20 protein-coding genes, 1 other RNA gene and 1 pseudogene are annotated in these 25,872 nt (G+C 72.4%); 13 read left to right on the top strand and 9 right to left on the bottom strand.

Annotated features, from left to right (window positions below; genetic code table 11):
* Positions 1 to 300 precede the first annotated feature (300 nt).
* Entirely contained in the window at positions 301 to 1,380 is a 1,080-nt protein-coding gene (locus tag OU787_RS08825) for an alcohol dehydrogenase catalytic domain-containing protein (RefSeq protein ID WP_030461348.1), read from the top strand.
* A gap of 116 nt (positions 1,381 to 1,496) precedes the next feature.
* Here the strand turns inward: OU787_RS08825 and OU787_RS08820 are convergent, their stop codons facing one another.
* The 4 genes from OU787_RS08820 to OU787_RS08805 form a co-directional block, all read right to left on the bottom strand.
* Complete coding sequence (locus OU787_RS08820) at positions 1,497 to 1,649, bottom strand: hypothetical protein (RefSeq protein WP_157852415.1); 153 nt, start codon at positions 1,647 to 1,649, stop codon at positions 1,497 to 1,499.
* A 183-nt stretch (positions 1,650 to 1,832) separates the two neighbouring features.
* Entirely contained in the window at positions 1,833 to 2,144 is a 312-nt protein-coding gene (locus OU787_RS08815) for a hypothetical protein (protein ID WP_268659008.1), read from the bottom strand.
* Positions 2,145 to 2,479: 335 nt separating this feature from the next.
* Positions 2,480 to 4,444 (bottom strand): alpha/beta hydrolase family protein, encoded by a 1,965-nt coding sequence (locus OU787_RS08810; protein WP_268659007.1) that lies wholly within the window; start codon positions 4,442 to 4,444, stop codon positions 2,480 to 2,482.
* A 60-nt stretch (positions 4,445 to 4,504) separates the two neighbouring features.
* Positions 4,505 to 7,756 (bottom strand): class III lanthionine synthetase LanKC N-terminal domain-containing protein, encoded by a 3,252-nt coding sequence (locus tag OU787_RS08805; RefSeq protein WP_268659006.1) that lies wholly within the window; start codon positions 7,754 to 7,756, stop codon positions 4,505 to 4,507.
* Positions 7,757 to 8,273: 517 nt separating this feature from the next.
* Here OU787_RS08805 and OU787_RS08800 point away from each other — a divergent pair.
* From OU787_RS08800 to OU787_RS08790, 3 genes are read left to right on the top strand one after another with little or no spacing between them, the layout of a single operon-like run.
* Positions 8,274 to 9,110 carry a Nif3-like dinuclear metal center hexameric protein gene (locus OU787_RS08800; RefSeq protein ID WP_268659005.1) on the top strand — a complete coding sequence of 279 codons (837 nt, stop codon included), beginning with the start codon at positions 8,274 to 8,276 and terminating at the stop codon, positions 9,108 to 9,110.
* Positions 9,111 to 9,155: 45 nt separating this feature from the next.
* Positions 9,156 to 9,899: a zinc ribbon domain-containing protein gene (locus OU787_RS08795; protein WP_030461352.1), complete on the top strand. Its 744-nt coding sequence runs from the start codon at positions 9,156 to 9,158 to the stop codon at positions 9,897 to 9,899.
* A gap of 5 nt (positions 9,900 to 9,904) precedes the next feature.
* A complete protein-coding gene (locus tag OU787_RS08790) occupies positions 9,905 to 11,059 on the top strand; it encodes a bifunctional RNase H/acid phosphatase (RefSeq protein ID WP_268659004.1) in 1,155 nt (384 codons plus the stop codon).
* Positions 11,060 to 11,181: 122 nt separating this feature from the next.
* On the opposite strand, the gene yaaA is transcribed toward OU787_RS08790, so the two are convergent.
* On the bottom strand, positions 11,182 to 11,979 hold the full coding sequence (gene yaaA / locus OU787_RS08785) for a peroxide stress protein YaaA (protein WP_268659003.1): 798 nt from the start codon (positions 11,977 to 11,979) through the stop codon (positions 11,182 to 11,184).
* Between the two features lie 183 nt (positions 11,980 to 12,162).
* Between yaaA and OU787_RS08780 the strand changes: the two genes are divergently transcribed.
* The 3 genes from OU787_RS08780 (at position 12,163) to rnpB (ending at position 15,616) form a co-directional block, all read left to right on the top strand.
* Positions 12,163 to 13,617 (top strand): RNB domain-containing ribonuclease, encoded by a 1,455-nt coding sequence (locus OU787_RS08780; RefSeq protein ID WP_268659002.1) that lies wholly within the window; start codon positions 12,163 to 12,165, stop codon positions 13,615 to 13,617.
* An 83-nt stretch (positions 13,618 to 13,700) separates the two neighbouring features.
* Complete coding sequence (locus OU787_RS08775) at positions 13,701 to 15,164, top strand: MFS transporter (protein ID WP_268659001.1); 1,464 nt, start codon at positions 13,701 to 13,703, stop codon at positions 15,162 to 15,164.
* A 51-nt stretch (positions 15,165 to 15,215) separates the two neighbouring features.
* An RNA gene (gene rnpB, locus OU787_RS08770) (RNase P RNA component class A) lies at positions 15,216 to 15,616 on the top strand.
* Between the two features lie 647 nt (positions 15,617 to 16,263).
* Here the strand turns inward: rnpB and OU787_RS08765 are convergent.
* Positions 16,264 to 17,199: pseudogene (locus tag OU787_RS08765) on the bottom strand (IS982 family transposase).
* Positions 17,200 to 17,503: 304 nt separating this feature from the next.
* Here OU787_RS08765 and OU787_RS08760 point away from each other — a divergent pair.
* From OU787_RS08760 to OU787_RS08750, 3 genes are all read left to right on the top strand, one after another.
* A complete protein-coding gene (locus tag OU787_RS08760) occupies positions 17,504 to 18,775 on the top strand; it encodes an HsdM family class I SAM-dependent methyltransferase (protein ID WP_268658999.1) in 1,272 nt (423 codons plus the stop codon).
* Positions 18,776 to 19,065: 290 nt separating this feature from the next.
* Positions 19,066 to 19,941: a hypothetical protein gene (locus tag OU787_RS08755; RefSeq protein WP_268658998.1), complete on the top strand. Its 876-nt coding sequence runs from the start codon at positions 19,066 to 19,068 to the stop codon at positions 19,939 to 19,941.
* 41 nt (positions 19,942 to 19,982) lie between these two features.
* Positions 19,983 to 20,855 (top strand): hypothetical protein, encoded by an 873-nt coding sequence (locus OU787_RS08750; protein WP_268658997.1) that lies wholly within the window; start codon positions 19,983 to 19,985, stop codon positions 20,853 to 20,855.
* Positions 20,856 to 20,905: 50 nt separating this feature from the next.
* Here OU787_RS08750 and OU787_RS08745 read toward each other — a convergent pair whose 3' ends face one another.
* The 3 genes from OU787_RS08745 to OU787_RS08735 form a co-directional block, all read right to left on the bottom strand.
* Complete coding sequence (locus tag OU787_RS08745; RefSeq protein WP_268658996.1) at positions 20,906 to 21,475, bottom strand: Fic/DOC family protein; 570 nt, start codon at positions 21,473 to 21,475, stop codon at positions 20,906 to 20,908.
* Positions 21,472 to 22,182: an excisionase family DNA-binding protein gene (locus OU787_RS08740; RefSeq protein ID WP_268658995.1), complete on the bottom strand. Its 711-nt coding sequence runs from the start codon at positions 22,180 to 22,182 to the stop codon at positions 21,472 to 21,474. Before OU787_RS08740 ends, OU787_RS08745 begins: the two co-directional genes overlap by 4 nt.
* Before the next feature lie 233 nt (positions 22,183 to 22,415).
* The gene (locus OU787_RS08735; RefSeq protein ID WP_268658994.1) at positions 22,416 to 22,982 is read right to left on the bottom strand and encodes a hypothetical protein; all 567 of its coding nucleotides are present in this window, start codon (positions 22,980 to 22,982) and stop codon (positions 22,416 to 22,418) included.
* A gap of 107 nt (positions 22,983 to 23,089) precedes the next feature.
* Between OU787_RS08735 and OU787_RS08730 the strand changes: the two genes are divergently transcribed.
* The 3 genes from OU787_RS08730 (at position 23,090) to OU787_RS08720 (ending at position 25,763) form a co-directional block, all read left to right on the top strand.
* On the top strand, positions 23,090 to 24,346 hold the full coding sequence (locus OU787_RS08730; protein ID WP_268658993.1) for a protein kinase domain-containing protein: 1,257 nt from the start codon (positions 23,090 to 23,092) through the stop codon (positions 24,344 to 24,346).
* Between the two features lie 97 nt (positions 24,347 to 24,443).
* Positions 24,444 to 24,899, top strand: coding sequence for a hypothetical protein (locus OU787_RS08725; protein WP_268658992.1), 456 nt, complete (start codon positions 24,444 to 24,446; stop codon positions 24,897 to 24,899).
* A 243-nt stretch (positions 24,900 to 25,142) separates the two neighbouring features.
* The gene (locus OU787_RS08720) at positions 25,143 to 25,763 is read left to right on the top strand and encodes a hypothetical protein (protein ID WP_268658991.1); all 621 of its coding nucleotides are present in this window, start codon (positions 25,143 to 25,145) and stop codon (positions 25,761 to 25,763) included.
* The last annotated feature ends 109 nt before the right edge of the window (positions 25,764 to 25,872 follow it).

Here is a 25,872-nt window from a genome sequence, read left to right as displayed (position 1 = left end):
GGATCATGTCACACCCGGGACAGCGGGGGAAGCGGTTTCGGCCCGGTGTCCCGGGGCCCGTCCCCGACCTGCTCCTGACCTGCTCCTGATCTCCTCCGACCCGCCGCCGGGCCACGGCTCCGACCCGCCGCCGGGTCGAGGTCGCGCCCGCCGCCGACCCGCCGCCCCGGCCGCCGGCGGGCCCGTGCGCCGCGGCGCGCCCGTGCGCTATACAGAGGGCGGCCAGCGGGCGGACGCACCCCGACGCGTCCCCCGAAGCACCGCCGCCGTCCGGCGGCGACCGACCCCCGGGAGCAGCCCGTGCGCGCAGCGATCCTGCGAGAGACCGGACAGGACACCCTGGACGTCCGCGACGACGTCGAAGCGGTCGGCTTCGGACCGGGCCGGGTCCGGGTCCGGATCCGGGCCGCCAGCCTCTGCCACTCCGACCTGTCCGCGATGGCCGGGGTGCTGCCGCAGCCCGCCCCGTTCGTGCCCGGCCACGAGGGCGCCGGCGAGGTCGTCGAGGTCGGCGAGGGCGTGTCCGGCCTGGCCCCCGGCGACCGGGTGGTGCTCTGCTGGATGCCCCCGTGCGGCCACTGCCCCGCCTGCCGGGCCGGCCGCAGCCACCTGTGCGTCGCCTCGCTCCGCCGGCTCGCCACCCCGACCTTCCGGCTCGCCGATGGCACCGACGCGTACGGCTTCTACAGCACCGGCGCCTTCGCCGAGGAACTCGTCGTCGCCGCCGACAGCCTGCTCCCCGTCCCCGCCGACCTGCCCTACGAACTCGCCGCGCTGATCGGCTGCGGCGTCACCACCGGGCTCGGCGCCGTCGTCAACACCGCGAAGGTGGAAGCCGGTTCGACGGTCGCGGTGATCGGCGCGGGCGGCGTCGGCATCGCCGCCGTCCAGGGCGCCCGGATCAGCGGCGCCGCCCGGATCACCGTGGTCGACCCGGTCGCCTCCCGGCGCGAGCGGGCCCTCGGCTTCGGCGCCACCGAGGCCATCGCCCCCGAGGAGCTCAAGGCCGCCGCCCGCGCCCTGCCCGCCGGCGGCTACGACCACGTCTTCGAGGCCGTCGGCCGCGCCGCCACCGTCCGGGCCGGCTACGACGCGGCCCGTCGCGGCGGCGCGGTCGTGGTGATCGGCGCCGGCGCCAAGGACGACCAGGTCTCCTTCAGCATGGGCGAACTCTTCTTCAACGAGAAGCGCCTGCTGCCCTCGATGTACGGCGGCGGCGACGTCCGCCGCACCGCCGACCTGGCCGTCACCCTCTGGCGCGCCGGACGGCTCGACCTGGCCGGCATGATCACCCACCGCCTGCCGCTGGAGCGCGTCAACGAGGCGGTCGCCCAGATGCGGGCCGGCGAGGCGCTGCGCACCGTCCTGCTGACGGACTGAAACCGCCCCGGGCCGGACCGGGCCGGACGGACGACGCCCCGGTTCCCGTCAGGACGGTGACGGGAACCGGGGGCGTCGGCGGTGCGGTGCTGGTCTCTCCTCCGGACGGCAGGCCGTCAGCGGCGGTGGCGGCCGTGCGGGTCCGCCTCCGGCGCGTCGTCGTTGGCGGTGCCGCCCCGGTGCCGACCGTGCGCCCCGCCGTCGGCGGTCTCGTCGGCGCCCGGCGCGCGGTGGTCGTGCTCGGTGGTGTCGTCGATGGACTCGGACATCAGGTCAGTCTTCTCCGTGCGAAAGATTGCGGACTGCGGTCAACGCTGCCGGCGGAACCCGGGCAGCAGACAACCGGCCGCCCTCGCGGCGACCCGTACGGGGCCACGACAACGGCCGAATCGGATACGGAGCCTACCGAAACCCCCCGTCACCGCGCGGAGAACCTCCGATCGGCCGGGAAATCAGGAAACCCGGGAACCGCCCGGGGCCCGCAGGGCGTCCACCGCCAGCGCCGCCCACCCCGCGGCCGCCGCGAACCCGCCGACCGGGAGCCGCCCCGCCGCCGCCAACTGCCCCGCCGTCCCCAGCACGGTCAGCTCGACGGCCGCCAGCAGCAGCACCGCCTGTCCCGCCGTCCGCACCGGAACCCGCAGGTCGAACGGCCCCGGCTGCGCCGCCGCCCGCACGAACAGCCGCACCAGCACCAGCCCCGGCAGCACCCCGACGAAGAACGCCCCCGCCAGCCACGGCGACAGCACCCCCAGCCCCAGCACCGCACCCCCGAAGCGGCCAGCGCCGTCACCGCCCCCGGCCGCCTGCCGTGCCGCCGCCCCAGCGCCGCGGCCCCCGCACCCAGCGCGACCAGCACCGCCGCCCCGCCGACCGCCCACCACTCCGGACGGTCCGTCAGCACCCCGCCCGCCACGCCCGGCAGCGCCAGCTTCACCGCCGCCCCCAGCCCCGGCGCCACCGCCGCCACCGCCGGACCGGACCCGCCGAACCGGGCCGGACCGCCCGTCAGCACCGGCGCCGCCGTCGCCACTGTCGCCGCCGTCGAACCGCGCACGAGAACCCCCGGAGGAAGAGAAGAGGAGAGGAAGAGGAACGCTCAGGCCGGCCGGCCGGTGCGCAGGAAGGCCGCCAGCAACTCGTGCAGCACCGCCGAACCCTCCTCGGCGAGCAGTTCGTGCCCCGCCCCGGCCGCCTCCACGTACCGGAAGTCGACACCCTCCAGCCGCCCCAGTCGCAGCAACTCGTGCCGCAGCGCCCGGGACTGGCCCACCGGCACCACCTCGTCCCGGTCGCCGTGCACCACCAGCAGCGGCGCCGTCAGCAGCGGAGCCACCCGCAGGACGTCGCGCGGACCCCGGGCGTCGGCGACCTCCAGGTCGCCGCCCAGCCGGGCGGTCAGCGCCCGGACGGACGGACCGGCCTCCGCCAGCAGCCGGCGGCCGGACAGGAACGGCGCCACCACCGCGCACCGGGCCACCGACCCGGCCGGGGCGTGCGCCGCCGCCAGCAGCGCCAGGAACGCCCCGTAGCTCACCCCGAACAGCGCCGGCGGCTCCAACCCCAGCGCCGCCCGCTGCCCCGCCACGCCCTCCAGCAGCGCCAGCACGTCCTCCAGGTCCGGGCCGCCCCACGCGCCGTTGACCGCCGCCGCGTACTGCGGCCCGTACCCCGTCGAGCCGCGCTGGTTCGGGGCCAGCACCGCCGTGCCGCCCGCGGCGATCCGCTGCAGCGCCGGATCGAACTCCAGCCGCCAGGCGTCCGCCGGACCGCCGTGCAGGGCCAGCACCAGGTGCGGCGCCGACAGCCACGACTCGCCGCCGTACACCACCGCCTCGACCGGACCGGCCGGACCCGCCAGCTCCAGGCACTGGGCCGACCGCCACCGGCCGCCGTCCCCGGGCCCGGCCGACCCGTCCAGTCGCCAGCCCGCCGGCTCCGCCCCCGCCGCCGCGGTACCCGAACCCGCCTGCGACGCACCGCCGTTGAGCGGCGCCAGGGCCAGCGGCAGCGCCATCGGGGCACTCCCCGCGAGCGGCTCGGCGGCCAGCAGCGCCGCGACGTCCAGGGTGGCCAGCGCGGCCGGGCGGTCCGGCGCCGAGTACGGCATCCGCAGGCCCGCCGCCGACCAGTGCCCGACCCCGCCCCACCGCCCCGGCGGCACCGGCAGCGGCCGCAGCCGCCGCTCGCCCGCCCGCCACAGCACCAGCGCGGACGCCGCACCCTGGTCCACCTGCAGCACCACCTGCGGCTCCTCGCCCGGCCCTCGGCCCGGCGCCGCCGCGACCGGCCGCAGCAGCCGCCCCGGCTGGTGCAGGCAGTCCGGGAACCGCACCGGCTCCTCGCCGCCGACCAGCGCCCAGCCCAGCCGGTCCACACCCGGGGCGTCGCTGCGCAGCATCCCGAAACCCGACGCCGGGTCGAACAGCACCAGCCGGTCGTTGCTCTCCTCGCCCAGCTCCAACAGCGGTGTGGTGACGCCCAGTTCGAGATCCAGCACGACCGTCTTCAACCGCCCCCCGGCCAGCCGGTCCAGCGCCAGCAGCCGCCCCGCCGCATCCAGCCACACCCCGCCGCCGCACAGCCCCGGCAGCTCCGCGACCGCCCGCGGCGCGGACCCGTCCGCGGCCAGCAGCCACACCGAGGTCACCGGCCGGGCGTCCGTGCCCAGCAGCACCGCGACCGGCTCCGCCGCCGCCGACGCCGACGCCACCGCCGACGTTGCCGACGCTGCTTCCGGCAGTGCGAGCAGCCGCAGCGCCGGCAGCCGCACCGGCGCCAGCAGCACCTCCGGTTCCCCGGCTGCCAGCAGCAGCACCGCGTGCCCCTCCCCGTCCGGCCGGCACACCAGCACCCGCCCGTCCGGCAGCGCCAGCACCTGCGACCGCAGGTCCTCCGCCGACGCCAGCCCGGTCGGCACGGCCGGACCGTCCCCGGGCAGCCGCCAACTCTCCGGGTACCACCCGCCGTCGGCCCCGGCGGCGAGGCACGCGGCGTGCGAGCCGTCACCGGCGAAAGTGAAGCCGAACCGCCGCAACGCGAGGTGCACGGTCTGCGTGCTCATCGGGAACCTTTCGGCGAGGGAGGGGGAGGGGAGGCTGCTCTTCGGGTGCTTCTCGGGGGCTCACTCCTCCGGGAGCGACCACAGGCGGGGGCCGCCGTGGCGCAGCCGCAGCAGGAAGGCGAGCGGGCCGGCCGTGCCGGTGGCCCAGCCGGTGCCGCCGGCGTCCGGGAGGAGCAGCAGGCCGTGCCGGAGGGCGGCGCGGGCGGCGATCAGGGCGGCGATCAGGGCGGCGAGCCGGTGGGCGCCCTGTCGGAAGCGGCCGCGGCCGGTGGCTCCGGCCAGGTCGAGCAGGTACTCGCCGTCCCCGGCCAGGCCGTGGCAGGCGCCGGTGCCGCAGTGCCGGCGGTCGTCCAGGACGGCCTGTCCGGCGGCCAGCGCGAGGTCGCGGGCGACCTCGTCGCCGGTGGCTCGCCAGTACCGGAGCAGGAAGGCGCCGACGCCCGCCGCCCCCTCGCAGCCGTGGGCCGGCCGGACGTGGCCGGGGTCGTCCGGGTGGCGGGGCCAGCGGGCGGCCGGCCCGTCCCGGCGGACGGTGGCGGCCAGGGTGCGGGCGGCGCGGTCCGCCCCGGCCCGGGCGTCCCGGGCGGTGGCGGCGTGCCCGGGCCGTCCGTCGGCGGCCAGGACGGTGGCGGCGGCGAGCAGGAAGGCGCCGATCCCGGCGACCCCGTCGGCATGGCCGAGCCGGGCCGTACCGGCCGTCGCGGAGTCGAAGTCCGCCGGCACCGGCCAGAGCGTCCCGCCCGGCCCGTCCTGGGCGGCGGCCAGCAGCCCGCGCACGCAGCGGGCCGCCCGGCCGAGGAACAGCCGGGCCCCGGTGGCGCGGTACGCACGCAACTGGACGAGCCCCGCGCCGGCCGCCCCGTGGGCGAGACCGGGAGCGGGACAGCCGAGCGGAACCCGGGCCGCGAGCCCGGCCGCCCGCTCGGCCAGACCGGGGTCGCCGAGGGCGGCAGCCGCGTCGAACAGGGCCCAGGCGGTACCGGAACGGCCGTAGTACAGACCGGGCAGGACGACCGGCTCGGCGGCGCACCGACGCTCGACCCAGGCGGCAGCCACCGCGGCAGTGGCCCGGGCCCGGTCACGGGCGGGCCCGGGCAACGCCGCGGTGCCCGCCGCCCGGGCGAGCAGGGCCAGCACACCGGCCGCACCGTGCTGGACGTTGCACGGATCGGTACGCAACCCCTCGGGGCCGGTCGGCCAGAGCCGGTCGGAACGGTGCGGGGCGGCGCAGTGGGCGAGGTGGCGCAGCCCGTCGTGCAGCAGCCGGTCCAGCGAAGGCGGGACGACCGGCGCAGCCGGCCCGGGCGCAGGCTCGGCAGCCAGAGCGGCCCGGACCCGCACCGGGCCCCACCACCGGCTGCCGCCCGGGGCCCACAGCCCGCGAACCACCGGAGCGAGCCGCCGGGCAGTACTGCCGACACGGACGGCCAACTCCAGCAGACGGTCGGCCGGCTGCGACGGGAAGCCCGCCGGGGCGGGCCCCCGCCCTCCGGCGGTCCGACCGGCTGCCTGGCGCTCGGCCGTCGGCCGGGCCGCTCGCGCTTCGGCCGCCGGTCCGGTCTCCCGGCCCTCGGCCGTCAGCCGGCTTCCTCGCCTCTCCACCGCCTGACCAGCCCCCCGCCGCCCACCCGCTGGCCAGGTCTCCGGCGCCTCGGCTGCCCGGCCGGGCTCTTGCGCCTCGGTGGTCGGGCCGGTCCTTCGCTTCTCGGCCACCGGTTCGGCCGTTTGCCGTTCGGCTGCCCGGCCGGGCTCTTGCTCCTCTGCCGTCGGCCGGGCCGCTTGCGCTTCGGCCGTCGGCCAGGTCGTCTGTCCTTCGGCCTCCGGTCCGGTCTCCCGGCCCTCGGCCGTCAGTCGGCTTCCTTGCCTCTCCACTGCCCGACCGGCCCCCCGCCGCCCACCCATCGGCCAGGTCTCCTGCGCCTCGGCGGTCCGGCCGACTGCTTGCCTTTCGGCTCTCGGCCCGATCTCTTCTTCCCCGGCCGCCGGCCGGGTTCCTTGCCTCTCGGCGGTCCGACCGGTCGTCCGCGCTTCGGCTGTCAGCCCGTCCTCTTGCCCCTCGGCTGCCGGCCCGGCGGGCGGTCGTGGCGGCAGGTGGCCGGTGGCGAGCAGGAAGTACAGCCCGCCGAGGGCGGACAGGTCGGGCGCGTCGGCGTCGGCGCTGGTGGTGGCGGGGGTGGCGCCGCGCAGGCTGGTCAGGCAGGGGCGGCCGTCCGGGGTGACCAGGACGTGGCCGGGGGCGAGGCCGGGCAGGGCGACTCCGTGGTGGTGGGCCCGTTCGACCAGGTCGAGCAGGGCGAGGGCGAGCGGGCCGGCCTCGGTCCACGGGACGCTCGGGGTGCCGTCGGGGCGCAGCCGGTCGGCCACCCAGTCGTGCAGGGGGCGGCCCGGGAGCCGTTCCTGGACCAGGAACAGGGCGTCCGGCCGTTCGACCAGGGCGTGCACCCGGGGCGTGAGGCCGCTGCCGGTGAGCCGGTCGAGCAGGGCGGCCCGGCGGCGCAGTTCGGTGCGGGCGTCGGTGCCGGCCCGGTCGACCTCGATGTGGGCCCGGGCCTGGGTGACCACCACTTCCGCGCCGGTGGTCCGGTCGGTGCCGAGGAACACCCCGCCCCCGGCGTCGTGCCGCAGCGCGCCGGCCCGGGCCCAGCGGCCGCCGAGCAGGCCCCCGCCGCCCCCGCGCCGGGTGCCGGGCCCGGGTTGGGCGGGCACCCGGACGCCGGCCGGCACCGGTCTGCCGCCGGTGGCCGATCCCGCCCCCTCGACGGGGTCGGCCACCCAGGGCGGTCGGCGGCCGGGCCGGTCCTCGACCAGGTCGCCGCCGGGGGTGCGCAGCACCGGACGGTGGACGCCGTCGTTGCCGAGCACCGGTCGGGCCGCGGACGCGCCGTAGCGGTAGTGCACCAGGCTGCCGGGCCGGTACGGCCGGGCGGTGGGAATCACCGGCCCGGGCATTCCGGTGGTGGCCAGGTGGAGTTCCGCGGCGAGCCGCCGGAATTGTTCTTCGCCACCGGGGCGGACGGTGATGAATTTCCCGGACGATTCCATTGCGCAGTCGTGCGCGTTGATGCCGTGCAGAATTCCCCGGTCGGCGGCGAAGGCGAACGGGCACGGGTCGTCGGCGACGGCCGCGGCAACCGCGGACAGCACCTCGAAGGCCACCGAGGAGGCCGCCCCGACGTGCAGCTCCCAGCCCCGGGCGGGGGGTTCGCGGCCGGGCGGCCGGACCGTGCACCAGGAGCCCTCGACCGCGACCGTCCAGTCGCCGCCTCCTCCCCGGGCCCTGCTGCCGGCCACGGCCGCCCGTGCCACCTCCACCAGCGCACCGTCCGCACCCGGCGCGCCGTCGACCGGACCCGGCCCCCCTGTCCTGCGCAGCGGTGTGTCCGCCCCCATGTGCTCCACACCCCTTCGCGGTGGACTCGACCGAACGGTCTGCGGAAGTCACGGGAGCCCCGGCGGCGCCCACCGAATTCCCGGTGGGAATTCCGGTCGGTCGCTTTTCCCCGACCCCTGTCGACCCCCCTGGTCGAGTAACTCGGCCGAGTAACTCCCGTTTGCAGGACTAGAAGTTACTTTCGGGGCGGGTGTGACTCAACACCGGCCGGGTCACTTCACTCTTAAGGGTGATCGGGTGGGCTTTTCGAATGCGCGCGGCCCGGAACGTCCGGCCGCCCGACGCCCGGTCCGCCGTCGCCCGCCCCGCCCCGGCGGCCCGCGACGGCCCGGCCGGGGCCGCCGACGCCGGGTTGACGCGCAGGTGTACGACGGCGGCGGCCGGTCCGCACCCGGGAGCGGGACCGGGCCGGGCCGTGGCACGCGGTAGTCTCGACAGGTGCCGAAACTGTCCGACGTCATCGCCGTGCTCGAAGAGGTCTACCCCCCGCAGTGGGCGGAGTCCTGGGACGCGGTGGGCCTGGTCTGCGGCGACCCCGGGGCGGAGGTCCGCCGGGTGCTGTTCGCCGTCGACCCCGTGCAGGCGGTCGTGGACGAGGCCGTCGAATGGGGCGCCGACCTGCTGGTCACCCACCACCCCCTCTACCTGCGCGGCACCACCACGGTCGCCGCGACCGGCTTCAAGGGCCGGGTCGTGCACACCCTGATCAAGCACGACATCGCCCTGCACGTCGCCCACACCAACGCCGACCACGCCGACCCGGGCGTCTCCGACGCCCTCGCCGAAGCCGTCGGACTGAAGGTCACCGGCCCGCTGGTCGCCGACCCGACCGACCCGGCCGGCCGCCGGGGCAGCGGCCGGATCGGCGAACTCCCGCAGCCCATGACGCTGGCCGCCTTCGCCGCCCAGGTCGCCGCCGGACTGCCCGCCACCGCCGCGGGCGTCCGCGCCGCCGGCGACCCCGAGCGGACCGTCCGCAAGGTCGCGGTCTGCGGCGGCTCCGGCGACTCCTTCCTGGCCGAGGCCCGCAAGGCCGGCGTGGACGCCTACGTCACCGCCGACCTGCGGCACCACCCGGCCTCCGAAGCCGTCGAGGCCGCCCCGCTCGCCCTGGTCGACGCCGCGCACTGGGCCACCGAGTGGCCCTGGCTGCGCCTCGCCGCCCGCGAGCTCACCGACCGCGCCGACCGGCGCGGCTGGCCGCTGGAGACCCGCGTCTCCACCCGGGTCACCGACCCGTGGACGGCGCACGCGCCGATGCCGTACGCCCCCTGACGCCCCCGACACCCCGCCGAACCAACTCAACAGGAGCCCTGCCGCGTGAACGCCGCGCCCGCCGACCAGATCCGCCTGCTCGACCTGCAGGCCATCGACTCCCGCCTCGACCAGCTGGCCCACCGGCGCCGCACCCTGCCCGAGCACGCCGAGATCGACAAGGCCGCCGCCGACCACACCGCCCTCAAGGACCTGGTCGTCGCCGCCCAGGCCCAGCTCGGCGACACCACCCGCGAGCAGACCAAGGCCGAGGCCGACGTCGAGCAGGTCCGCTCCCGGGCCGCCCGCAACCAGCAGCGGATGGACTCCGGCGCGGTCACCTCCCCCAAGGACCTGGAGAACCTCCAGCACGAGAACGCCTCGCTGGCCAAGCGCCAGGGCGACCTGGAGGACATCGTCCTGGAGGTCATGGAGCGCCTGGAGTCCGCCCAGACCCGGGTCACCGAGCTGACCGCCCGCCTGGAGCACTCCGCCGTGGTCGTCGCCGAGGCCGAGGGCCGCCGGGACGCCAAGTTCGCCGAGATCGACGCCGAGGCCGACAAGGTCCGCCGCGACCGCGAGGCCGTCGCCAACGTCATCCCCGCCGACCTGATGAAGGTCTACCTGCGCCTGCGCGAGCAGCAGGGCGGCGTCGGCGCGGCCCGCCTCTACCAGCGCCGCTGCGAGGGCTGTCGCACCGAGTTCTCGATCACCGAGTTCAACGCGATCAAGGCCGAGCCCGCCGACAAGGTGCTGCGCTGCGAGAACTGCGGCCGGATCCTGGTCCGCACCGGCGAGTCGGGCGTCTGACCGGTATGACGGGCGCCAGGTACGTCGTCGAGGCCGACGGCGGCTCCCGGGGCAACCCGGGGCCGGCCGGCTACGGCGCGGTGGTCCGCGACGCCGACACCGGGCAGGTCCTGGCCGAGGCCGCCGAGTACCTCGGCCACACCACCAACAACGTCGCCGAGTACCGCGGCCTGATCGCCGGCCTGAGAGCCGCCCGCGACCTCGACCCGGACGCCCGGGTCGAGGTCCGGATGGACTCCAAGCTGGTCGTCGAGCAGATGTCCGGCCGCTGGCAGGTCAAGCACCCCGCGATGCGGCCGCTGGCCGCCGAGGCCCGCGGCATCCTCCCGGCCGGGAACGTCACCTACGAGTGGATCCCGCGCGAACGGAACAAGACCGCCGACCGGCTCGCCAACGAGGCGATGGACGCCGGCCGACAGGGCCGCCAGTGGGAACCCGCCCAGGCCGCCCCGGCCCCGGAGCCCGCGGTGTCCGCCCCGGCCCCGGAGCCCGCCGCGCCCCCGGCCCCGGCGGGCTGGGCCGCGCCCGCCGACCTCGGCACCCCCACCACGCTGGTGCTGCTGCGGCACGGCGAGACCCCGCTCACCCCGCTCAAGCGCTTCTCCGGCAGCACCGGCAGCGACCCCGGCCTGTCCGAGAAGGGCCGCTGGCAGGCCGAACGGGCCGCCGAGTCGCTGGCCGCCCGCGGCACCGTGCAGGCCGTGGTGGCCTCCCCGATGCTGCGCACCCGGCAGACCGCCGAGGCCACCGCCCGCCGGCTCGGCCTGGAGGTGCGGATCGAGGAGGACCTGCGCGAACTCGACTTCGGCGCCTGGGAGGGCCTCGGCTTCGCCGAGGTGATGGAACGCCACCCCGCCGACCTCACCACCTGGCTGGGCTCCGCCGACGCCAAGCCCACCGGCAGCACCGAATCGCTCAGCACCCTGGCCCGCCGGGTCGCCCGGGCCCGCGACCGGATCGTCCAGCAGTACACCGGACAGACCGTGCTGGTCGTCTCGCACGTCAGCCCGATCAAGACCCTGGTCCGCCTGGCCCTGGGCGCCCCGCCGGACTCCGTGCACCGGATGGAACTCTCCGCCGCCTCCCTCTGCGCCGTCCAGTACTACCGCGACGGCAACGCCTCGGTGCGGCTGCTCAACGACACCTCGCACCTGCGCTGAGCGGCCCCGCGGGGGGCGGGGCGGACGTCCGTCAGTTGACGAACGTTCATCGACTGACGGACATCCGGTGCGCGGACCGAGATCAAGACGTTGACGAACGTCCGGCAAGCGACGAACGTCGGTCAGTGGACATCCGTCACCACCACGTCCAGCTGCCACGGCTTGCGCTCGGTGCCGCGCGCGGAGACCTCCACCCGGTGGCCCAACTGCTCCAGCGCGTCCACCAGTTCGCCCGGCGTGCCCGGCTCCAGGCCCGCCACCAGCAGGTCGCGCACCAGCCGGCCCTTGGTGGCCTTGTTGAAGTGCGAGACCACCGAGCGCTTCAGCACCCCGTCCACCTCGCGCTCCTGCAGCACCCGTACCGTCACCGTCCGGCCCGCGAGCGCCCCCGAAGGCTTCCACGCCGCCGCGTACGCCGAGCTGCGCAGGTCCAGCACCAGGCCGTCCGCGACCTCGGGCAGCGCCCCGTCCAGCACGCCCCGCCAGTATGGGCCGAGCGCGCCCAGCGGGGGGAGCTTGACGCCCATCGAGCAGCGGTAGGGCGGGATCCGGTCGCCGATCCGGACCGCTCCCCACAGGCCGGAGAAGACCAGCAGCGAGCGTTCGGCCCGGGCGTACGCGGCGTCGTCCAGCTTGGCCAGGCCCAGGTTGTCGAACAGCACCCCGGTGTAGACCTCGCCCGCCGGGCGGGCCCCCGCGGTGAGCAGGGCCGCGTTCTTGCCGACCTCGCCGCGCAGGCCCTTGCTCAGCCCCAGCACCTCGGCGGCCCGCTCGGCGTCCCCCGCGCACAGCTCGACCAGCGCGGTGAGCGCCTTGTGCCGGGCCCCGGTCAGCCCCGGCAGCGACAGCCGCTCCAGCTCCACCGGCGCACCCGCCTGCGGCGCGGCCTTCCCCTCCGACGGCGGCAGCAGAACCAGCACGGCGACACCCCTTCAACAACCTGTAGCACCCGGACCCGTCCACCCTAACGACCCGCCCGCCCCCGCCCCGCATCCCGCCCGAGCCCCGCTCCGCGTCCCGCCGCGCCCCCGCCGGGCCCCGCATCCCGCGGCTCCCCGTGTGCCCGGCACGCCTCCGGTGCCCCGGCCGCTTACGCTGCGACCATGCCGCGCCGACACCTCAGCGTCCGGGCCGCCCAGACCGCCAGGATCAACACCGAGCTCGCCGACCTCAGGACCCGCCTGGAGATCCGCACCGACTGGCCCCCGGAGGTGCTCGCCGAGGCCGACCGGGCGGCCGCGCTGCCCCGGCTCCCCGAGTTCGACGCCACCGACCTCGACCTGTTCACCCTCGACCCGCCGGACTCCCGCGACCTCGACCAGGCGATGCGGCTGACCCGCCGGGGCAGCGGCTACCGCGTCCACTACGCGATCGCCGACGTCGGCGCGTACGTCGCCCCCGGCGGGGCGATCGACACCGAGGCCGCGCACCGGGTCCAGACCCTGTACTTCCCGGACGGCAACGTGCCGCTGCACCCCGTCCGGCTCTCCGAGGGCGCGGCCAGTCTGCTGCCCGGCGAGCTGCGCCCCGCCCTGCTCTGGCAGCTCGACCTGGACGCCGACGGCGCGCTGGTCCTCGCCGACCTGCGCCGGGCCCGGGTCCGCTCCCGCCGCCGGCTCGACTACGCCACCGTCCAGGGCCGGCTCGACGCGGGGGACGCCGACGAGCAGCTCGTCCTGCTCGCCGAGGTCGGCGCCCTGCGCGAGGCCCTGGAACAGGCCCGCGGCGGCGTCAGCCTGCCCGTCCCGGAGCAGGAGGTGGCGGCCGAGGACGGCGGCTACCAGCTCGGCTACCGCGCGCCCCGCCCCGCCGACGGCTGGAACGCCCAGATCTCGCTGCTCACCGGCATGGCCGCCGCCGAACTCATGCTGGACGCCGGCACCGGCCTGCTGCGCACCCTGCCCGCCGCCCCCGACTCCGCGTACGCCCGGCTGCGCCGCACCGCCGCCGCGCTCGGCGTCGACTGGCCCGCGGGCCTGCCCTACCCGGCGCTGATCCGCTCCCTCGACCCGGCCCGCACCGCCGACGCCGCCTTCCTCAACGAGTGCACCGGCCTGCTGCGCGGCGCCGGCTACCGGGCCTTCGACACCGCCCGCGGCACCGCCCCGCCCGCCGACCCGGGCCACGCCGCGCTGGCCGCCCCGTACGCGCACTGCACCGCCCCGCTGCGCCGGCTCGGCGACCGGTACGCGCTGGAGATCTGCCTGGCGGTGGCGGGCGGCACCGACGTGCCGGGCTGGGTCCGCGACACCCTGCCGCTGGTGCCGGGGCTGATGGAGAGCGGCGACCGGCGGGCGCACGAGGTGGAGCGGGCCTGCGTGGACCTGGTGGAGACGGAGCTGCTGCGCGGCCGGGAGGGCGAGGAGTTCGAGGCGGTGGTGGTCGACGTGGACGAGCGCCGCCCCACCGTCGGCACCGTGCAGCTGCGCGACCCGGCGGTGGTCGCCAAGTGCGACGCCCCCGACCGGCTGCCGCTGGGCCACCGGGTCACCGTCCGGCTCACGCTGGCCGACCCGGCCACCCGCACCGTCCGGTTCGCGCTGGCGGCGGACGGGTAGCCGCGGCGCGGACAGGGGCCCCGGGGCCCGGGCGGTTCCCGGGGGTCCAGGAAGCGTTCATGAAGTGATGGGATGATCGGACGATGAGCCGATCGACCGCCGCGCCGGACCGCCGTCACAGGCTGCTGATCCTGGCCATCTGCTGCCTCAGCCTGTTCATCGTCGGCCTGGACAACACCGTCGTGAACATCGCGCTGCCCGCGATCCGCACCGACCTGCACGCGCCCGCCTCCGGCCTGCAGTGGGTGATCGACGCCTACACCCTGGTGCTGGCCTCGCTGCTGATGCTGGCCGGCTCGGTGGCCGACCGGATCGGCCGCAAGCGGGTGTTCATGACCGGGCTGGTGCTGTTCGTGCTCGGCTCGCTGCTGTGCAGCCTGGCGCCCGGACTGGGCTGGCTGATCGGCTTCCGCGCGGTGCAGGCGGTCGGCGGGTCGATGATGAACCCGGTGGCGATGTCGATCATCACCAACACCTTCACCGACCGGGGCGAGCGGGCCCGGGCGATCGGCGTCTGGGGCGGCGTGGTCGGCATCAGCATGGCGCTCGGCCCGCTGATCGGCGGCTTCCTGGTGGACACCGCGGGCTGGCCGTCGATCTTCCTGATCAACGTCCCGGTCGGGCTGGTCGCCTGCCTGCTGACCTACCGCCACGTCCCGGAGTCCCGGGCGCCCCGGGCCCGCCGGCTGGACCCGGTCGGCCAGCTGCTGATGGTGCTGCTGCTGGGCTGCGGCACCGCCGCGATCATCGAGGGCCCGGACCACGGCTGGACCTCGCCCGGCATCCTCGCGCTGGCCGCGGTCGCCGTCGCCGCGCTGATCGCCTTCCCGCTGTGGGAGCGCCGGGTCGCCGAACCGCTGATCGACCCGCGGTTCTTCCGCAGCGCCCCGTTCACCGGCGCCACCGTCACCGCGGTCTGCGCGTTCGCCGCGCTCGGCGGCTTCCTGTTCCTCAACACCCTGTACCTGCAGGAGGTCCGCCACTACACCCCGGTGGTGGCCGGCCTGTGGACGCTGCCGATGGCCGGACTCACCCTGTTCGCCGCCCCGCTCTCCGGCCGGCTCGTGGCCGGGCGCGGCCCGCGCCTGCCGCTGCTCGGCGCCGGCACCGCGATCGCCGCCAGCGGACTGCTGCTGACCAGGCTCACCGCCGACTCCCCGGCGCTCCTGCTGCTGCCCGCGTACGCCCTGTTCGGCATCGGCTTCGGCCTGGTGAACGCCCCGATCACCAACTCGGCGGTCTCCGGCATGCCGCTCTCCCAGGCCGGGGTGGCCGCCGCGGTGGCCTCCACCAGCCGGCAGGTCGGCCAGTCACTGGGCGTCGCGGTGATCGGCACCGTGGTCACCAGCGCGGTCGCCTCGGCCGGCGGCTTCACCCCCGCCACCCACGCCGGCTGGTGGATCATCACCGGCCTCGGCCTGACCGTCCTGCTCCTCGGCCTGTTCACCACCACCCCCTGGGCGGCCGGCACCGCCGCCCGGGTCGCCGCCCGCTTCGACCACCTCCCCGCCCCCGCCCGCCGGGACACCGCGGGCCCCACCCGCTGACCGGCGTACGGGAGCGCCCCGCGGAGCGGCTACGATGACCAGTACGGCGGACGAGCCGGCCGGGCGGTCGCGTCGGGTCCCTTCGGGGCCCGCCGAGGAACGTCCGGGCTCCACAGAGCAGGGTGGTGGGTAACGCCCACCCGGGGTGACCCGCGGGACAGTGCCACAGAGAACAGACCGCCTGCCGCTCCGGCAGCAGGTAAGGGTGAAACGGTGGTGTAAGAGACCACCAGCGACCGAGGTGACTCGGCCGGCTCGGTAAACCCCACTCGGAGCAAGGTCAAGATCGGCGCCCCCGGGCGCCGTGCGCGAGTGTTCGAGGGCTGCTCGCCCGAGCTCGCGGGTAGACCGCACGAGGCTGTCGGCAACGGCAGCCCTAGATGGATGGCCGCCTCCCCCGGCCGCGCGAGCGACCGGGGAGACAGAACCCGGCGTACAGGCCGACTCGTCCGCCGCCACCTGCGGCTTTGCCTCGGAGAGGGCCTCTGACCTGCGTCGGAGGTCCTCTCCGATCTTTCGGGGGCTTGCCGTGTTACGCGGCAAAAAGTCCCCGGAACGTCCCCCTGGCAGAGCGGAAAGTTCCCGAAAATTCCCCAGGAATGATCTTGATATGGGGTGGTTGAGCAGGCCTGATGCAGGTGCTCGGCTTGCCCGTCCGTCATCCTTCCGCAGCCGAGACGGTTGCCGGAGACGAAGCTGAGCGAGTGGAGACTTTTTCCAAAGCCACCTGTAGGCGAGGTTGGTGGCCGGCTGCTGATTGCCCCGGGGAGGTCGGCCCTCCTGGCTCGGGACTGGACCCATGGGCGCAGGCAGGCTCCAGGCTTGTGTCCCATTGGCGACCAGAAGCTGGAACCTGGACCGCGTCGCCTCGACGGCTCGAGCCTGAGCCTCCGTCGCCACGGCATCGCACACGTCCCCCAACCGCAATGGCTCCGAGGCCGCTATGAACACGGACACGACCCGCTGGTAAACCGGTTACATCCCGCAGCGAGCCGCGCGCCCTGGCTACAGGATCGCCCGACGCCGCCGCATCCTCACCGGCAAGCTCCCCACTCGGCTGCTCGGCCAACATTCGGCCACCGTCGGCGGCTCTTACCGCCTAGATGATTGATGCGAAGGGTTGGTGGTCGTAGGCGGTCAAGGAGCGCATGACGGGTTGGCCGGTGTGGTCGTTGTGCCAGATCGCGCTGGTCAGGGCGAGGATGCGTTGCAGGACCCGGACTGTCACCCCGGTCGGGGTGCGGCCCTGGTGGCGTTCGAGGTCGAGTTGGGCCTTGAAGGTCTGGTTGACGGAATCGATCACCTGCCGCAGTGGCTTGAACAGGCCGGATCCGGCCCGTGGGGGGCTCGCCCTTGCGGGCCGGCGGCAGCAGGTGGAGTCCCCACTCGGCCAGTTCGTGCTCGAACGCGGCGCCGTAGTAGTGCCGGTCGGCGATGAGGGTCTGTCCCGGGCGGGTGTGGACGAGGCCGGGTTCGGCGTGGAGCATGCCGAGCAGGGTCTGGCGTTCGTCGGCCTTGGCTCCGGTGAGGGCGAAGGTGACGGGCAGGCCGTGCAGGGTGCACACCAGGTGCAGGCGAAGGCCCCAGAAGTAGCGGGAGTGGTTGGCGCAGTAGCCGTACTCGGTCCATCCGGCCAGGTCGGAGCGCTTCGCGGTCTCGCGTGAGCGGCCGCATTCCACCGGGGTGGAGTCCACGACCCACACGCTGTCGCTCCACAGCGAGGTGTCCGTCGCGAGCAGGCGGTTGATGTGGGCGATGAGGTCGGCGGCCTTGCGCAGCCGCCTGTTGTGGCCGGACTGCCCGGGCAGGTACGGGAACAGGTGCCGTAGGTGTGCGGTGGCGTGGCGGAGCCAGCGGCGCTCGGGGGTGAAGCCGAGCAGGGCCTGCATCACCGCGAGGGTGACCAGTTCGTCGTCCGTGAGCCGGGGCTCGAGGCCGACCGCGGGCAGCCAGGGCGCCAGGTGCGGCGATTGTTCAGCAGGTCGTCGGTCTTCACGTAGAGTGCGGTCGCGAGGGAGTCCAGGTCAGGCGTCACAACCGACCTTTGGACTCCCCCGCTTCATCTCATGCGCGCCAGCGAGCCCTTCGCATCAATCATCTAGAAAGCTCGCTGTGGACCGCGCCCGGCCGGCCCGGCCACGGTCCGTGCCCTCGCTCGCAACTCGTCCACCTGCGCCAGCGTCGCCGCCTCCCGGCGCTTCAATTTCGGTTCGGAGTTTTGGCCCTGCTGTCATTGGTTCAAGTGAAAGAATCGGCCCGGCTGCCATGCGCATCAAGATCCGCGCGCTCGCCGGCTGAAGTGTTCGCGACGAGGGCCGCAGACGAGGATGCACCTGATCATGAGCAATGAAGCGATCCGCGATGCACTCGCGGCGGTTGGCTACGAGTTTGTGCAATTCGAGCCTCCCATCCCCGGCGGGAGAGACAGATGGCGTCCCGACGTCGTGGCGTGGGCCGCTGACTCCAACGGTGCCCTGACGCCTCGGGTGGCTATCGAAGTAGTGAAGTCGCGCGCGCCTATCCGCCCCGAAGCTGGTCTCCGGGCATTGGCCCGTGCCCGAGACATGCTCGGTACCGCTGACCATTATGTCGTGGTCAACGATGCCGAGTGGTACCGGGCCGACCCGGGACTACAGCGGCTAACGCAGGTGGAAGGGCCGGAAGCCCCGCCCAATGGGGGAGAGGGTGAGATCGAAGACGTGGAGCTCGTCACGGCACTGCTCAGCCATGAGCTTTGGAAGACGGCTTCACGCGCTCGCGACAGTGGTTCGCATGCCTCCGACTCCAGCTTCAACCTCGGTGCGGCGATCGACCTCACGGGCTTCCAAACGTTGACCAGCTCAGGGGTGCGGGTTAGCCCGGAGACGCTCTGGCAGGCACGACGCCGGGCCGTTGTTGACTTCGAGCGTCGCCACAAGGAGGCAGGGGAGTTCACCAGCCACAAGGGCGTCTCCAAGGCGGTTGCCCATCTGGCAGGATCCAGGCTGACGCGGGATCTGCTCGATCCGTTCTGCGGCGCGGGCTCATTCCTCTGGGAAGCCATCGATTACGCGCAGGACCACGTGACCGGGCTTAACACGGTCCTCGGTTACGACGTCAACCAGCGGATGGCGGACGTTGCCCGTTCGATCGGGAGCGTTTCGCCGGTCCCGGTGGAGATCATTACGGGGGATGCCTTCAAGACTGATCTGCCGCCTTCGACCTGCTTGGTGTCGGCACCCCCGTTCTCGCTCAGACTGCAGAAGCACTACGAGCTGCTTGACGGGTCAACCACGCGGGACGGTGACCTGGCCGTCCTCGACCGCGTCGTGCGTCTATTGGGTGAGGGCAGCCGGGCAGTACTGCACTTGCCAGCTAGCGTGACCTATCGCAGCAACGGCGAGCCTTACCGACGCTTTCTGGCGTCGCGTTTTCGCGTAGCTGCAATCCTCGGCCTTCCTCCGGGGGTCGTGGCAGGTACGGCGATCCGATCGATCCTGATTGTCATCGACAAGGCCGAGCCGGGTGACACCTTCATCGCGCAATTGGGAGAAGACTGGGAGTCGCAGCTCGCACCTGGCGGCGCGGCACTCGAAGCGGCGCTGGTGCACGTTGACGGAGCACGGCCGTGATCACATCGGCGGTGGTATCCCTCAGGGATGAGCGGTCCTGGGATCCCTCGATCCTCACTGCGGCTGCACTCACGTGGGCTGGGGGGCAAAGCGTGACGCTCCCACTGCGTGAACTGGCGTCATCGCTGCCGACTGACAGTTGGGTCGAGCGAGAGGTTCCAGTGATCACCCCGGCAAGCCTAGATCCGATCAGCGGTGGCGTACGCAGGCGCAGCCGAAGGTATCGCGGGGCGGTCTACCAGGTGCGGGAGTCCGAGCGGGGACTTCGACCAGGCGATCTGCTCGTTCCTATGAACCCCGAACTGCCGCTGCTGATCGTGCGCCCTGACCATGTTGGCTCGCTCGTGTCGTCGGCCTTCCTTGCGCTCCGCCCCCGTGACGGGCTGGGCCCTTGGATCTGGGGCGTGCTGACGAGCCGAACCGGTCGTGCCTTCCGCGTGCACTTGGCGACTGGCGCCATCGGGCGGGCGACCGCCAAGACCGTGCTGCTCGATCTAATGATTCCGATCCCCCCGCTCGCCGAAGTCCGTGTCGTCGAGAAACGGCTTCTGCGCATCGAGACTGCGACTCATCGGGAAGAGGAAGAGGCCAGCGAGACCTGGTGGCGCACTGCTGACCTCACTCGGGGCGAATGGTCGATTGCTCTCGCTACGCCGAACCCCGATGTGCTGGACGTAGGCATCCCGCTTGGCGATCTCTGTAGCGAGATCACCCGAGGACGCCATGTCTCGCTTGAGGAGTACCGCGACCAACCAGGGCCCGATCTGATGCCGCTCACTGACATCGCCGTGCTCGGTGGCAAGCCGGTACGTCGTTGGGTGCGGGTTGAGCCACGGACCGTGATTGCCCAGTCGGCTGATGTCTTCGTCGCGGCAGTGGGCGCCCGCCCCCACGCTATGTTGGCGACCGAGACGACGGTGGTCGACCGTAACGTCTTCGTCCTCCGCCTCCGAGACCAGGGCCACGGGCCGGCGATCGTGTATTACCTCAACGGCCAGACCGGCTACGGCCTTCGCCAGGTTCTCCTGACCGGCGACTTCATCCCCGGGATGCGCAAGGACAACCTGGCGCGTCTGCCCGTGCCGCCTGAAGCTCTCGACTTCACCGGAAGCACCGAACAGCTGGTGCCTTTGGACCTGCAGTTGGAGCGTGCGTTGTGGGGCTGAACTGTGAGCTCTCGCCGCTCGTCTTCGCTGTACTGTATCGGATGCTCGCCGCGGATAGTGGCCGTTCTGAGCTGCTGGAAGACCGGCTAGCCGAGGTTGGACTCGAGCTGACCTGGCTGGAGGAAGCAGTGGAGCGGTACGAGGCCGCCTGGCAGGGCAACCGGCGTAGGGGGGCCGAGCTGGGCGGTCTGATCGGCCTGACTAATGACCACTCACTGTTGGCGAGCTGGATCCTCGCAGCGCTGCGGGGCAGCGGTTCCAGTCACGACTTCGGTGATGATCTGCGCGCGGCCGTGACCGAGCGAGCCGTTGCCGAGATCGCGGACCCTCCCGCAGAGTTGCCGAGCCGCTGGAAGCCTGTGGTATTCGGTTGGACCTTGGGCAAGGTGGTGGGGCGCGTCGACCACAGCCTTCCGGTGGCGCCCGCGATGCTCCCGACCGACGTCAACGTCCGCGCCGCGTACGAAGGTCTGGTTGAACACGTGCTCCACCTTGGGACGTTGCAGGAGCCGTGGCCGGAGATGATCGGTACATCCACCTTTTGGCGAGGGGCTGGGCTTGCCGAGGGCTTGCTTCCCGAAGCGCGGAACGGACAAGACGCTATCAAACAGCTAGTTGTCGAGGTTCGACGGATCCTGCCTGAGCACATGGGAACGCTGATCGGGCGGCACTTTTCGCAGTTTGCCGAGCGGCGGAACACACTGTCGCATGTAGCCGACATGCCTGACCGGCCGCGCTTTATCGATGTGAAAGAACTAGCTCGTGACTGGAATCAGGTCCGGCTCACGATTATGGGCATCACGCAGTTCCTGTGCTCTCAGGTCGCTCTGGAACTCAAGGAGTCGGCTTCCCGGGCGGTCCGGGAAGGAACCTGGGACGATCTTGTATGGGAACTCGTCGCTTTCGATGACTGAGTTGAGAGGCCGTGACCGGCCGACTGATCGGCGCCGTTGGCGGACGTCAGTCAGGCGGGGCGTACCAGGGCGTCGAGCATTTTCTCCAGTAGGTCGTTGTTCGCGTTGAAGCTGGCTACCGATGCGGCGATGTTCTCCTCTTGGTCCATGTCCTGCCAGGAGATGGTGTATCCGGCTTCGCGGGCGAGTTGGGCGAGGAAGGCGCGCTGGGTGCGGCCGTTGCCTTCCCGGAAGGGGTGGATGGCGTTCACGTCGCCGTACAGGTCGGCCAGGGCTCGGATGAACTCCGGGCGGTCCAACCTATGCAGGTGGTCGTTGTTGGCGAGCTTGCCGAACACGTCCTCCGCGAAGGAGACGATGTGGATCGACGGGCAAAACGATGTGCCCTTGGAGATCTCAATGGTGCGCAGCTCCCCGGCCCACGGGTACACGCTGCCGAAGATCTGCCGGTGGAACGCTTGCAGGTGTGCGAGGTCGTAGCTACCGGGTAGCGGCTCGGCGTCCAGGATGGCGAGTTCCACGGTGGCGATGTCCGCTTCGGCTTCGGAGAGTTCGGTTGCATCGGTGATGCCGAGACTGTTTCGGAGGACGCCATTGGGTTCGCTGTAAGGGTCGGTCACTCAGCAGCCTTGCGGGTGTAGCGGGCGAGGGTGCGGGCTCGCAGGGCCGCGGCGTCGAGTTCTCCGTGTGCGTAGGCGTCGAGGTCGGCGGTGGTGTCTGCGCTGACGCGCAGCCCCTCGGCCTCGGTGGAGCCAATGGCGGAGGCGACCGCCGCTTGGCGACGTTGAGTCTGCTCGTTCTGTTCGCGTCGCCGGTAGTCCTCCAGGGACGCGACGTCCACACGGCGATGGGTGCCGACCATGCGGTACTCGATCGCGCCCTTGTCGAGTAGCTTGACCAGGTGGGGCCGGGAGACGCCGAGGGTCTTCGCAGCCTGGATAGTGGACAGCTCCATACTTTTGGCGATTACCTCGACCGCGCGGCCGGAGGTAATGAGCGCCATGGTCTCCATGAGGACCGCCAGGGCTTCGCGCGGTACCTCCATGGTGACCTTGCCCGCTTCGGCGACGGTGATGTGGAACGTCTCGGCACTGCTGGTGAGTGCGTCACGCAGGCGCGGCACGGCCTCCTCGACGCTGCGCTTGCGCTGCTCCCTCCGCGTCCGCTGCGCTTGGGTCCCACGTAGTGCCGGCGGGTTCTCAACAGGGCGCCGGCGCAGCAGCCTCTGCTGGGTGCGGGAGGTTTTGATCTCGTAGCCGAAGGTCGTCGTATTGTCGCCGGTGGGGTGCTTCTTCTGCTTGGCCGGTTTCTGTTCCTGGTGGGTCACGGGCATAGGTGCGTCCCCAGCTTTGAGTGGCTACTACCCCCAATCATATGAAACAAGTGAACCAAGTGCAATATGTGCAACTCTGTGGAGTTGTGGCGCCGCCCCCTTGGGGCGTCGTGCAGGGCGGTCCGCGCCTTCCTCCTCAGCTGGACGAGGAGGACCTTCGGGGGCCCCGGGAGTGTTGGGGAATCGTGTTCGTGTAGCCGGGCAGTGCGGAGGGTCTGTCTTGCTGGCTACACCGAGGACTCGTGGGGGGTGCGGCGATGAGATCCCGATAGGGAAGTGGGCTGATCAACGTCCGCGAAGATCGCCCGGTGGTCGGACGCCTCATTGCTCGCCGCGCTCACATGGACCCCGTAGTGCTTCACCGCGGGGGCGACGGGCCGGGTGGCGAGGATGAGGCCGATCCGGCGCGACCCCCACGGGTGCGGGTCACCGCGCCCGCGCCCGTCCTCCCAGTGGCCGACTGTCGGCTGCCAGGGCGCGCCGACGTGTGCAGCGACGTCCACCATGTACCCGCCGTGTAGCAGAGCCTCCGTCAGCCGCCGGTTGGCCAGCTGTTGACCGCCGACCGTGCCGGCCGCGAGCTGGTACTCCAGATCGTCGTGGTCCTGCGTCAGGTACGGCTCGGTGTCGTAGTAGCGCGGTGCGCGACCGGGGTCGGCCACTGTCGCGGCCAAGAGGGCGTTGAAGTCACCGAGGGCGGAGGCCGACGAGTTCTTAGATTCCCGACGCGTTCCGAGCCTGAACCCAATGCCCATCGTCATGGGAAAGGCTACCGTCCGTTGGGTTCCGAACATCAGGAATCCTGCGGGTATGGCCGGGAGCGGGCTAGAGTCCCGACATGTCATCAACTTCACGGCCACAAAACGCCTCTGGACCTTGGGGGCCGTGGCAGCGTTGTGGCTTGATCGACAAGAAGGTCAAGCACATCATCCGCGTTGCTGACCGCTCGGGATGCGAGGGTGTATTGAAGCTGCCACGTAAGGACGACGAGGTGACGGTCCGGCGCTTCCGTGAGGAGGCGCGTCGGATGCAAGCACTGACTGAAGCAGGTAAGGCAGGCATCCTGCCGGTGCTGGACATTGACCTTGGGTCGGAGCCTGGCTGGTTCGTCATGCCGACGGCACGGATGTTGTCCGATGTGCTCCGCGAGCGGAACGAGGACGGGGCGCCCAATCTCTGGGACGTGGTGGCCGCAGTCGCCGAGATCGCGTCGATCCTCGCCAGGCTGGCCGAGCAGAGGATCGCGCACCGCGACATCAAGCCACCGAACCTCTTCTGGCTCGGCGACAAGCCGGTTGTAGGTGACTTTGGCATCGCGGCGTGGCCCGACCGACCCGGGCTGACGCTGACTGGCGAGAACGTCGGACCGATGTACTTCATCGCGCCTGAGATGAGGCAGCGCCGCAAGTTTTCCCGAGACTTTCCGGCGGACGTCTGGTCCCTGACGAAGACCCTCTTCGTGCTGGCGCGTGGGCTCCGTTATCCGCCGGAGGGAACCCACTACGTGCAGGGACCCGAGTTCGATCTCTGGAACAGGGGAGGACCGGCGGCCATCGACCTTGCTCGAATCCTCGAGGCCACCACTGCCTACCGCCCTCACGAGCGGCTCACCATGGCAGAGTTCACCAATGAGTTGAACACCTGGCTCAGGCAGCACGCTCGAGACACTGTCGTGCCCAGGACCTTCCGCACTGGCTGGGCCTCGATCGACATGAGTATGGAGCAGGCCCGGCGGTATAGTCGCGGCCTTCGTCAGCTTCTGCCTGATGCCGCCCACGAGTTGGCGTTGGCCCTACATGGCGACGCGAGCCACTGGGAGGCGCCCGAGGAGGGGAAGCACCGGCCTTCCGATGTAAGTCTGCTTGCTGATCACGGCCTTCCTGAGAACTCTCGGGACGGCTTCGAGCCGGATGACATCTGGGTCCTTAGTACGAAGCCGGACCCAGTCGGCCGACGTATTGCCCTCGGTGGCCTCCTTCTTGGCCCGGAGGCCATGCTGGTCGCCGAGATCCAGCGAGTGGAGAACGGCAAGGTCGTGGTGAAGGCCCACTGGAGACGCGACGGACGGGTGCTGCTGTCGAGCGGGGCGGCGGCCCGAGATGCATTGGTGACAGAGGTCGAGGCTTGGCTGCGAAGTTCATCTGAGAACCGGCCGTGACTTGCAAGTACGAGTCCTGGTCCCGGCTCACTGAGCAACTCGGCGGCATCGAGCGGCAGATGAGGCAACTGGGTTAGCCCGCCGTAGTGAGGCCCGAGTGATCTCTGACGACGGCTGGTCCCGGCTCCACGCCGCGCGCACCGACTGCCTGTCCAATGTGTCAGTTGCCCACGACGCGGTGCTGCTGGAGGTCTCGCAGCGCATCGCCTTCTCCGGCAGCATCGGAAAGTCAGACATCGGCGCCCTGCTGTTCTGGAAGCGCCTTCGAGCGAACACGCGATGGGCAGCTGCGTTGCTGGCAATGCCGGACGAGGCTGTCCGGAGGGTGACGGCGCCAGCTGTCGAGTCGATGCGCGATGAGCGACTGGCACTCGCTGAGGCCGCTCGGCAGGGTAGGGCAGCGCTGACCTCGCTGCCGGGTTTCAAGAATGGCGATGCCCTCGCGTCGGCCTTGCTGACCGCAGCGGCTCCTCACCGCATGGCCGTGTACGACGAGAGGGCGCAGTCGGGCCTTGAGCTCTTGGGCCTCTCCTTGACCTCACCCAAGGAATGATATGGCAGGTGCATGAAGATTGTAGAAGACCTGGTTGTTGCCGGCCGGGAGCGCCACGAACAGTGGACCTCGCGTTGTACTGGCTTGGCCGGCCTTCGGCCACGTGAGATGTTCAAGCTTCGAGCACTGGAACCCACAGTGAGAGGCGAATCGGTCTCGGGGTTCCAGAACCGAGGTCAGCGGTGCCGTGGATGCTCCTTACTGTTTGTTGGGCGGCATCATGAGGATGAAGGGGTATCTGCCATGAGGGAGCGCCCGCAGCTGGTTGTTACCAGGCTGCTCCGGCAAGTGGTGAACGCCGAGATCGAGGTCGAGGTTTCGCCGACCTGGTTGCTGCGGCCGGGGCGCGTCGAGTGCGCTGGCGCCTGGGAAGCCGTGAGCCGGATCTACGCTGAGCTAACCGGATTGGCGCTCCCCGAACACGCTCCGCCCCGGGAACGCCGTCGCCTGGATGTTGTACTGACCCACCTGAGCGGAAGGCGGCAGGTCCTAGAGGTCGACGAGCGCCAGCACTTCACAGCGGCCCGGGCTACCAGCCTTGAGCACTATCCGCCGGGCGCGCTCCTCGGCTTCGAAGTAGCAGCGTGGTTGGAGCGGTCGCGCGAACTGTCTGGACGTGAACCTGGCGGCGGCTTCGCCCGGCCTCGACCGCCCTTGTTCCCAGGCGACGGCGGCCGCCACCGCCAGCGCGCCTTCCGCGACGCCCTCGCCGACCTGTTGCCACCGGAGTACGGCTGGCTTCCCACCATCCGAATCAGTGACACCGAGGCTGAGGCCACAGCGGCTGCCGTGAGCCCGATCGCAGCCCTAACGGCCCTGCTGGCTGAGCGAGGAATACCAGACACCGAACTCCGTTCAGCGTAGGCCCAACGGGTTGCAGCGCCAGCGTCCTCCCGCTGAGCTGCTGTTCGCCTGGTCGGCATCGGCGGATCGGCCTTCCCAAATAGGACGGCGGAGCTAGCGTTGCTCATCG

It is taken from the genome of Kitasatospora sp. YST-16 (assembly GCF_026802215.1).
Taxonomy (GTDB): Bacteria; Actinomycetota; Actinomycetes; order Streptomycetales; family Streptomycetaceae; genus Kitasatospora; species Kitasatospora cineracea.
Note: the sequence above shows the minus strand (reverse complement) of the source record. Positions and strands in the feature narration are given on the sequence as shown.